3 protein-coding genes are annotated in these 9,374 nt (G+C 66.4%); all 3 read left to right on the top strand.

The features are described 5' to 3' along the window. Positions 1 to 59 precede the first annotated feature (59 nt). From recC to recD, 3 genes are read left to right on the top strand one after another with little or no spacing between them, the layout of a single operon-like run. Positions 60 to 3,512 carry an exodeoxyribonuclease V subunit gamma gene (gene recC / locus ACMGG8_RS30980; protein WP_414158972.1) on the top strand — a complete coding sequence of 1,151 codons (3,453 nt, stop codon included), beginning with the start codon at positions 60 to 62 and terminating at the stop codon, positions 3,510 to 3,512. Further along, the gene (recB, locus tag ACMGG8_RS30975; protein ID WP_414158971.1) at positions 3,509 to 7,201 is read left to right on the top strand and encodes an exodeoxyribonuclease V subunit beta; all 3,693 of its coding nucleotides are present in this window, start codon (positions 3,509 to 3,511) and stop codon (positions 7,199 to 7,201) included. The genes recC and recB overlap by 4 nt, the downstream gene beginning before the upstream one ends. Beyond that, positions 7,198 to 9,279 carry an exodeoxyribonuclease V subunit alpha gene (gene recD / locus ACMGG8_RS30970; protein WP_414158970.1) on the top strand — a complete coding sequence of 694 codons (2,082 nt, stop codon included), beginning with the start codon at positions 7,198 to 7,200 and terminating at the stop codon, positions 9,277 to 9,279. The genes recB and recD overlap by 4 nt, the downstream gene beginning before the upstream one ends. Positions 9,280 to 9,374 lie beyond the last annotated feature (95 nt).

The following is a 9,374-nucleotide window of genomic DNA, read 5'->3' as shown; positions in this document are numbered from 1 at the left end:
CACCCCGCGACAGTGCTAAGGTTCCGGCCTAGCTTTTTGCATTCTCCAAGGAAGCCTTTATGCCGGACGCCTCGTCCCTCACCCCCGGTTTTATGGTGGTTCACGGTAACCGCCTGGACGAGCTGCGCAGTCTGGTGGTCAGCTGGATGCGGCGTTACCCGCTGGCTCCCCTGGAAAATGAAATCGCCCTGGTGCAGAGCAATGGCATCGCCCAATGGTTGAAGCTGGCCCTGGCCGAAGACCCCGAGGAGGATGACTCCGGCGGCTGCGGGATCGCCGCAGCGATCGATGTGCAGTTGCCCGGTAGCTTCATGTGGCAGCTCTACCGTCTGGTACTGGGGCGTGATGAAATCCCGCCCAAATCCTTGCTGGATAAAGCCCCGCTGACCTGGCGTCTGATGCGCCTGCTGCCGGAATTGATCGACGAGCCCCATTTCGAGCCCCTGCAACGCTTCCTGACCCACGACAGCGATCTGCGTAAACGCTACCAACTGGCTGAGCGCCTGGCGGACCTGTTCGACCAATATCAGGTCTATCGAGCCGACTGGCTGGAAGACTGGTCGGCAGGGCGCCATCAATTGCGCAACGTTCGCGGCGAAGCCAAGGCCCTGACCCCAGCCAACTGCTGGCAAGCCGAACTGTGGCGAGCCCTGCTGGTGGATGTCGGCACCGAGGGCATGGCCCAGAGTCGAGCCGGAGTCCACCAACGCTTTATCGAGCGGATCAACAGCCTGGACCAGCCCCCCGCCGGCTTGCCATCCCGGGTGATCGTTTTCGGCATTTCCTCATTGCCGGCCCAAGCCCTCGAAGCCTTGGCCGGACTGGCGCGTTTCAGCCAGGTCCTGCTCTGTGTGCACAACCCCTGCCGTCACCATTGGGCGGATATCGTTGCCGACAAGGATCTGCTGCGCCACCAGTACAAACGTCAGGCGCGCAAAGCCGGCATGCCCCTGGCCCTGGATCCGCAAACCCTGCACCAGCACGCCCATCCGCTGCTGGCTGCCTGGGGCAAACAGGGACGGGACTACATCAATCTGCTGGACAGCTACGACGATCCCAACAGCTACCGCGCGGCTTTTCGCGACGGTCGCATCGACCTGTTCAGCGAGAGCGAACCGCACACCATGCTCCAGCAGTTGCAGGACGACATCCTCGAACTGCGCCCCCTCAACGAAACCCGCGAACGCTGGCCCGCCGTCGATTTGCAGCAGGATCAATCGATCCGTTTTCACATTGCCCACAGTGCGCAACGGGAAGTGGAAATCCTCCATGACCAGCTACTGGCGCGCTTCAGTGCCGAACCCGGGCTGCGCCCCCGGGACGTGATCGTCATGGTGCCGGACATCGACAGCTACGCCCCGCACATCCGGGCGGTATTCGGCCAGTTGGAACGAGATGAGCGCCGCTTCATCCCCTTCACCCTCACCGACCAGGGCCAGCGTGGCCGCGACCCGCTGCTGATTGCCGTCGAGCACCTGCTGAAACTGCCGGACAGCCGCTTTCCGGTCAGCGAGATCCTCGACCTGCTTGATGTGCCTGCGTTGCGCGCCCGTTTTGGTGTCGACGAAGCCGACCTGCCGACCTTGCATCGCTGGATCGAGGGGGCCGGTATCCGTTGGGGCATGAACGCCGAGCAACGGGCCGAACTGGGGCTGCCCCAGGAGCTTGAGCAAAACAGCTGGCGTTTCGGTCTGCGGCGCATGCTCCTGGGGTACGCCGTCGGCCGCTCCTCTGCCTGCGACGGCATCGAGCCCTATGACGAGATTGGCGGCCTGGACGCAGCGCTGATCGGTCCCTTGGTGGCTCTGCTGGATGCCTTGCAGATGGCCTACCAGCAACTCATCGAACCGGCGGTGCCCGCCCAGTGGGGCGAGCGCCTGCAGCAGTTGCTGCAGCTGTTCTTCCTGGCCTCTACCGAGCACGACGACTACCTGTTGGGCCAGCTTGAGGACCTGCGGGAAACCTGGCTGGAAACCTGCGAATCCGTCGGCCTGCAAGATCGGTTGCCCCTGACGGTGGTGCGCGAAGCCTGGCTCGCCGGCCTGGATCAGGGCCGCCTGTCCCAGCGCTTTCTCGCCGGCGCCGTGAACTTCTGCACCCTGATGCCGATGCGTGCCATCCCCTTCAAGCTGGTGTGTCTTTTGGGCATGAACGACGGCGATTACCCGCGCGCCCAGCCGCCCCTGGACTTCGACCTGATGGGCAGCGACTACCGTCCCGGCGACCGTTCACGGCGTGAGGATGACCGCTACCTGCTGCTCGAAGCCCTGCTCTCGGCCCGGGACCAGCTGTACATCAGTTGGGTTGGCCGCAGTATTCGCGACAACAGCGAACGGCCCGCCTCGGTACTGATCGGCCAGCTGCGCGATCATCTGGCCGGCGGCTGGCGGCTGGTGGACGAACAGGCATCGTTGCTCGACGCCCTGACCCAGGAGCACCCGCTGCAGCCCTTCAGTGCCCGCTACTTCCACGACAGCGACACACTGTTCAGCTATGCCCGGGAATGGCAGGTCCTGCACCAGGCCCACGAGCCCGCCATGGCCGTCCAGCCCCTTGAACCCTATGTCCAGGATGAACCCCTGAGCCTGGCTCAGTTGCAGGACTTTCTGCGGCACCCGGTACGGCACTTTTTCAGCCAGCGGCTCAAGGTGTTCTTCGAGGCCATGGACGCGCCCCTGGCGGACGAGGAGCCCTTCGTCCTCGATGCCCTGCAACGCTACAGCCTGAGCGACAGTTTGCTGGAAGCGGCCTTGAGCGATGCCGCGCATCCGGAGCAGGCCCTGCAGGCCCAGGCGCAGCGGCTGCAAGCCAGCGGCCTGCTGCCCATGGCCGGGTTTGGCGAGTGCCTGCAACGTGAGCTCATGGAGCCGTTGCCGGACCTGCTGCAGCGCTACCGGCAACTGCTGGACCTGTGGCCGACACCGCTGACCAGCGCCTTGCCGGTCAGCCTGGAGCTCCAGGGCGTGCGTGTGGAAGGCTGGTTGAGCAGCCTGCATCAGCGGGCAGATGGCGGGCTGTTGGCGGTGACCACCATTGCCAATGGCATCGGCTCGATCAAGACCCGCAAATGGCACCGCCTGATCAAACCCTGGATCAATCACCTGCTGGCCTGCGCCAGCGGCTATTCCCTGACCACCGCGCTGGTGGCCAGCGATGACAGCCTGTTGCTCGCGCCGCTGGAGCAGCAACAGGCACGGACGATTCTCGGCAACCTGCTGCTGGCCTGGCAGGCGGGCATGCGCCAGCCGCTGCCGGTGGCGGTCAAGACCGCCTTTGCCTGGCTCGGGCAGAGCGATCCGGACAAAGCCGGCGCCGCCGCCCGCAAGACTTACGATGGCGACGGCCAGAACAGCGAGGGTGAGCGCCGGGAGACTCCGGCCCTGGCCCGGCAATTTGCCGATTACAACGCACTGATCGCCGATGAGACCTTCAGCGGCTGGGCCGAAACGCTCTATCGTCCCCTGCTGGACGCGCCCTGGCGTTCCGCCCTCGGCGAGGAGGCCGCGCAATGAGTCAACAAGCCCCCCTGGCCCTGGCCTTTCCCCTGCGCGGCAGCCAGCTGATCGAAGCCAGCGCCGGCACCGGCAAGACCTTCACCATCTCCGCGCTGTACCTGCGCCTGGTGCTGGGGCACGGTGGCGAGTCCGCAGGTTTTGGCCGCGAACTGCTGCCGCCGCAGATTCTGGTGGTGACCTTCACTGACGCCGCGACCAAGGAGCTGCGCGAGCGCATCCGTACCCGCCTGGCGGAGGCCGCGCGTTTCTTCCGTGACGAGATCAGTGCCCCCGACAGCCTGATCCTCCAGATGCGCGAGCAATACCCTGCCGAACAGTGGGCCGCCTGCGCCAATCGCCTGGACATCGCCGCGCAATGGATGGACGAGGCCGCCGTCTCCACCATCCACAGCTGGTGTCAGCGGATGCTGCGCGAGCACGCCTTCGACAGCGGCAGTCTGTTCACCCAGACCCTGGAAACCGACCATAGCGACCTGCTGGGGCAGGTGCTGCGCGATTACTGGCGGCTGTTCTGCTACCCGATGCAGGGCGATGCGCTGAACTGGGTACGCGCCAACTGGGTCGGCCCGGCCCAGTTGCTGCCGCGGGTTCGCGCGCTGTTTGGCAGCGAGCATCGCGAGCCCTCGGCGCAGACGCCCGCCGAGTTGATCGAGGCTTGCCTGCAGGAGCGCCGGGAAGCCCTGGTGCAACTCAAGGCACCCTGGCGGCTATGGGCCGAGGAGTTGCGGGATATCTGCCTGCAAGGCGTGGCCAGCAAAAGCGTCGATGGCCGCAAGCTGCAGGCGCGCTTCTTCGAGCCCTGGTTTGAAAAGATCAGCGCCTGGGCCGAGGACGAGTCCGTTGAACAGTTGGACATCGGCACCGGCTTCACCCGCCTGACCCCGGACGGCATGAGCGAGGCCTGGAAGGGAGAGGCGCCACAGCACCCGGCGCTTGAAGCCATGGCCGGGCTCAAGGCCAGCCTCGAGGCTTTGCCCAGCCCTGACGCCGCGGTCCTGCAGCACGCCGCGCAGTGGGTCGGTGAGCGCTTTGAAGAAGAGAAACGTCGCCGTGCCGAGATGGGCTTCGACGACATGCTGCTGCGTCTGGACTGCGCCCTGCACAGCGATGGCGGCGAGCGCCTGGCGACCCTGATCCGCGAGCAGTTCCCGGTGGCCCTGATCGACGAGTTCCAGGACACCGACCCGGTGCAGTACCGGATCTTCGAAAGCATCTACCGCATCGAGGCCAACGATCCCGAGACCGGATTGTTTCTGATCGGCGATCCTAAGCAGGCGATCTACGCCTTCCGTGGCGCCGATATCTACACCTACCTGCGGGCCCGCCAGGCCACCACCGGGCGCCTGCACACGTTGGGCACCAACTTCCGTTCCAGCCAGGCCATGGTCAGTGCGGTCAACCATGTGTTCCTGCAGGCCGAACAGCGTCCGCAGGGGCGCGGGGCCTTTCTGTTTCGCGAAGACGACGGCCAGAACCCGGTGCCGTTCCTGGCGGTGGCGGCCCAGGGGCGTAAGGAGCATCTGCAGGTCGAGGGGCAAGGGGTGCCGGCGCTGAACTTCTGGCATCTGCCGGCCGAGCAGCCACTGTCCGGGGCCCAGTATCGTCAGCAGCAGGCGGCGGCCTGTGCCAGTGCGATCGTTCAGATGCTCAATGGCGGCCAGCAGGGCCGCAGCGGTTTTGTCCGCGAGCAGCAACCCCTCAAGGGGCTGTTGCCGGCGGATATCGCCATCCTGGTCCGCGATGGCAAGGAGGCCCAGGCGGTCCGCGCTGAACTGGCCGCCCGCGGGGTGCGCAGCATGTACCTGTCGGACAAGGATTCGGTGTTCGCCGCCCAGGAAGCCCGGGACCTGCTGGTGTGGCTCAAGGCCTGTGCCGAGCCGGATGTGGAGCGCCCGCTGCGGGCCGCCCTGGCTTCCTTGACCCTGAACCTGTCCCTGGTGGAGCTGGAGCGGCTGAACCAGGACGAGCTGGCCTGGGAAGCCCGGGTCATGCAGTTTCGCGGATATCGGGCGATCTGGCGCAGCCAGGGCGTGCTGCCGATGTTGCGCCGCCTGCTTCACGACTTCCAGCTGCCCCAGGCGCTGATGGCCCGCAGCGATGGCGAGCGGGTGCTGACCAACCTGTTGCACCTGTCCGAGCTGCTGCAACAGAACGCCGCGGAACTGGACGGCGAGCAAGCCCTGATCCGTCATCTGGCCGAGCATCTGGCGCTGTCCGGGCAAGCTGCGGAGGAGCAGATCCTGCGCCTGGAAAGCGACGAGCAACTGGTCAAGGTGGTGACCATCCACAAGTCCAAGGGCCTGGAGTATCCCTTGGTGTTCCTGCCCTTTATCTGCTCCACCAAACCTGTGGATGGCAGCCGCCTGCCCCTGCATTACCACGATGGCGCAGGCAAGCCTCAGGTCAGCCTGCGACCGACCCCGGAGCTGATCGCGCAAGCGGACGAAGAACGCCTGGCGGAGGACCTGCGGCTGCTCTACGTGGCCCTCACCCGGGCCCAGCATGCCTGCTGGCTGGGTGTGGCCGACCTCAAGCGCGGCAATCACAACAGCTCGGTGCTGCACCTCTCGGCCCTGGGCTACCTGCTGGGCGGTGGTGCCCGGCTCGACGAGTCCAAGGGGCTGCTGCGCTGGCTGCTGGACTTGCAGCAAGGCTGTGACGCCATCGGCGTTGGCGAGCTGCCGGCCGCCGATGAGCAGCGCTTTCATCCGCCACGCAATGACGCCAGCCTCCTGGAGCCGCTGATCCCGGTTCGTCGTGCGGCGGAGAACTGGTGGATCGCTTCCTACAGCGCCCTGCGCATCAGCGACACCCTGGGCGCGGGCAGCAGCGAAGCCCCGGAAAACCCCCAGGCGCAGAAACTTTTCGATGATGAGCGGCTGGACCCTGAAGCCCCGCGTGAAGTCGCCGCCAGTGGTGGCGATATCCATCGTTTTCCCCGGGGCCCGAACCCCGGCACCTTCCTGCATGGTCTGCTGGAGTGGGCCGGGGAGGAGGGCTTTGCCGCAACCCCGGAGCAGATCGGCGACGCCATCGCCCGCCGTTGCAATCGCCGTGGCTGGCAGGGCTGGATCCCGACCCTCAGCGACTGGCTGCAGCACCTGCTGCAAGCCCCCTTGCCGGTGGGGGACGGACAGCCGCCGGTGGTGCTGGGGCAACTGACCCAGTACCGGGTCGAAATGGAGTTCTGGTTCGCCAGCCACAAGGTCGACGTACTCAAGCTGGACCAACGGGTGCGTCAGCAGACCCACCAGGGCGCGGCGCGGGTCACCGCCGAGCCGGTGCTGCTCAACGGCATGTTCAAGGGCTTTATCGACCTGACGTTCGAACACCGGGGCCGCTATTACGTGGCCGACTACAAATCCAACTGGCTGGGCGTGGACGACGCCGCCTACACCGAGCAGGCCATGGAACAATCGATTCTCGACAACCGCTACGACCTGCAATATGTGCTGTACCTGCTGGCCCTGCATCGCCAGCTCAAGGCCCGGCTGGCGGACTACGACTATGACCGGCACGTCGGCGGCGCCCTGTACCTGTTCCTGCGCGGCAGTCGTTCGGCGAGCCAGGGCGCGTATTTCGCCCGGCCGCCGCGGCAGTTGATCGAGAGTCTCGACCGCATGTTCCAGGGCCAGCCCGAGCCGCCCAGGGCCGAGCCCGCCTGGGAGCAGGGAGTGCTGCTATGACCCCGGATCTGTTCGACTCCTCGACCGAAACGCCGGAGGCGCCGTTCGACCTGGCTCCCCTGGCCCGTGCCGAGGACCTGCTGCTGTTGCTCGAGCGCTGGGTCGAGCGCGGCTGGCTGCGTTCCCTGGACAAGGCCTTTGTCGGCTTTCTCCATGAACTGGACCCGGGCTGCGATCCGCTGGTGCTGATGGCCGCGGCCCTGACCAGTCACCAGCTGGGACATGGGCATGTCTGCCTGGACCTGTTCGAAACCCTCAAGGAGCCGGATTTCGCCCTGTCCCTGCCCCCGGAAGGGGATTCGCAAAGCGGTGCCCCGGTGCTGCCGTCCCAGGTCCTGGCGGGGCTGGAAGGCGCCCAGTGGTGCAAGGTCCTGGCCGGCAGCCGGCTGGTGGCCCTGGCGGCGGATCAGGGTGATGCGTCCCGCCAGCGGCCGTTGGTGCTGTCCGGCAAGCGCCTGTACCTGCGGCGCTACTGGGCCTATGAACGGCGCATCGACAATGCCCTGCGTCAACGCCTGGCGGTCACCGAGACCACCCCGGAAAACCTGTCCCAGCGCCTCGACGGGCTGTTCGGTGTGGCCCGGGCCAGCGGCCCCATCGACTGGCAGAAACTGGCCTGCGCCCTGGCCACCCGCGGTGCCTTCAGCATCATCACCGGTGGCCCCGGCACCGGTAAGACCACCACTGTGGTGCGCCTGTTGGCCCTGCTCCAGGGCCCGGCGGTGGAAGCCCGCAAACCGCTGCGCATTCGTCTGGCGGCGCCCACCGGCAAGGCCGCGGCGCGTCTCACCGAGTCCATCAGCCTGCAGGTGCGCTCGCTGTCGGTGGCCGACGAAGTGCGCGAGAAGATCCCCAGTGAAGTGACCACGGTGCACCGTTTGCTGGGCAATCGTCCGGGCACCCGGCATTTCCGCCATCACGCCGGCAACCGCCTGCCTCTGGATGTGCTGGTGGTGGACGAAGCCTCGATGATCGACCTGGAAATGATGGCCAATCTGCTGGACGCCTTGCCCATCCATGCGCGTCTGGTGCTGCTGGGGGACAAGGACCAGTTGGCCTCGGTGGAGGCGGGGGCCGTGCTCGGGGACCTGTGCCGCGATGCCGAGGCCGGCTGGTACAACCCGCAGACCCGTGCCTGGCTGGAAGCGGTCAGTGGCGAACACCTGGGCGCCAGCGGCCTGCAGGAGGACAGCGGGCACCAGCATCCCCTGGCGCAGCAGGTGGTGATGCTGCGTCACTCCCGGCGTTTCGGCGAAGGCAGCGGCATTGGCCAACTGGCGCGTTGGGTCAATCAGCAACAGGCCGACGAGGCCCGGCGCCTGCTGGCGGCCCGCAGCCATGCCGACCTGTATGGCCTGAGCCTCAAGGGCGAGCAGGATCGGGCGCTGGAGCGCCTGCTGCTGGAAGGCCATGGCGAGGGACCGCAAGGCTACCGGCATTACCTGAATGTGCTGCGCAGTCAGCGTCCTGCCGCCGACACGCCCCTGGACGACCGGTGTTGGACCGAGTGGGCGCGCAATGTGCTGCTGGCCTTTGACCGTTTCCAGTTGCTCTGCGCGGTGCGCAAGGGGCCCTGGGGCGTCGAAGGCCTGAACCTGCGCATTACCCAGGCACTGTTCAAGGCCCGGCTGATCGACAGCGACCAGCTGTGGTACGAAGGCCGTCCGGTGCTGATGACCCGCAACGACTATGGCCTGGGGCTGATGAACGGCGATATCGGCATCGCCCTGAAACTGCCGGAGGCGCAGGGCCAGGAGCCGGGGCGCCAGGTGCTGCGGGTTGCCTTCCCGCGGAACGATGGCCAGGGCGGGGTGCGCCTGGTACTGCCGAGCCGGCTCAACGACGTGGAGACGGTCTATGCCATGACGGTGCACAAGTCCCAGGGCTCGGAGTTCGCCCATACGGCGCTGATCCTGCCCGATGCCCTGAACCCGGTGCTGACCAAGGAGTTGATCTACACCGGCATCACTCGGGCCAAGGACTGGTTCAGCCTGATCGAGCCCCGCGCCGGGGTCTTCGAAGAGGCCGTGCGGCGCAAGGTCAAGCGCCTCAGCGGGTTGATGCTGGAGCTGGACTGACGCCGATGTCTGAGTCTGGTGCCCGGCACCGTTTCGGGGCACTGGCCTCGCGGCATTTTCCCGGGCTGTGCTATCGTTGCGGCATCATTTCCGTG

Origin of the sequence: Pseudomonas sp. BNK-45 (assembly GCF_047456255.1) — a bacterium.
In the GTDB taxonomy this organism is placed as follows: domain Bacteria; phylum Pseudomonadota; class Gammaproteobacteria; order Pseudomonadales; family Pseudomonadaceae; genus Aquipseudomonas.
The sequence above is the reverse complement of the archived record's forward strand: the minus strand, read 5'-3'. Positions and strand labels throughout refer to the sequence as shown.

Excerpts from the sequence above, each read along its gene's own strand:
- recC (WP_414158972.1), top strand. The coding sequence starts at position 60 with ATGCCGGACGCCTCGTCCCTCACCCCCGGTTTTATGGTGGTTCACGGT.
- recB (WP_414158971.1), top strand. The coding sequence starts at position 3,509 with ATGAGTCAACAAGCCCCCCTGGCCCTGGCCTTTCCCCTGCGCGGCAGC.
- recD (WP_414158970.1), top strand. The coding sequence starts at position 7,198 with ATGACCCCGGATCTGTTCGACTCCTCGACCGAAACGCCGGAGGCGCCG.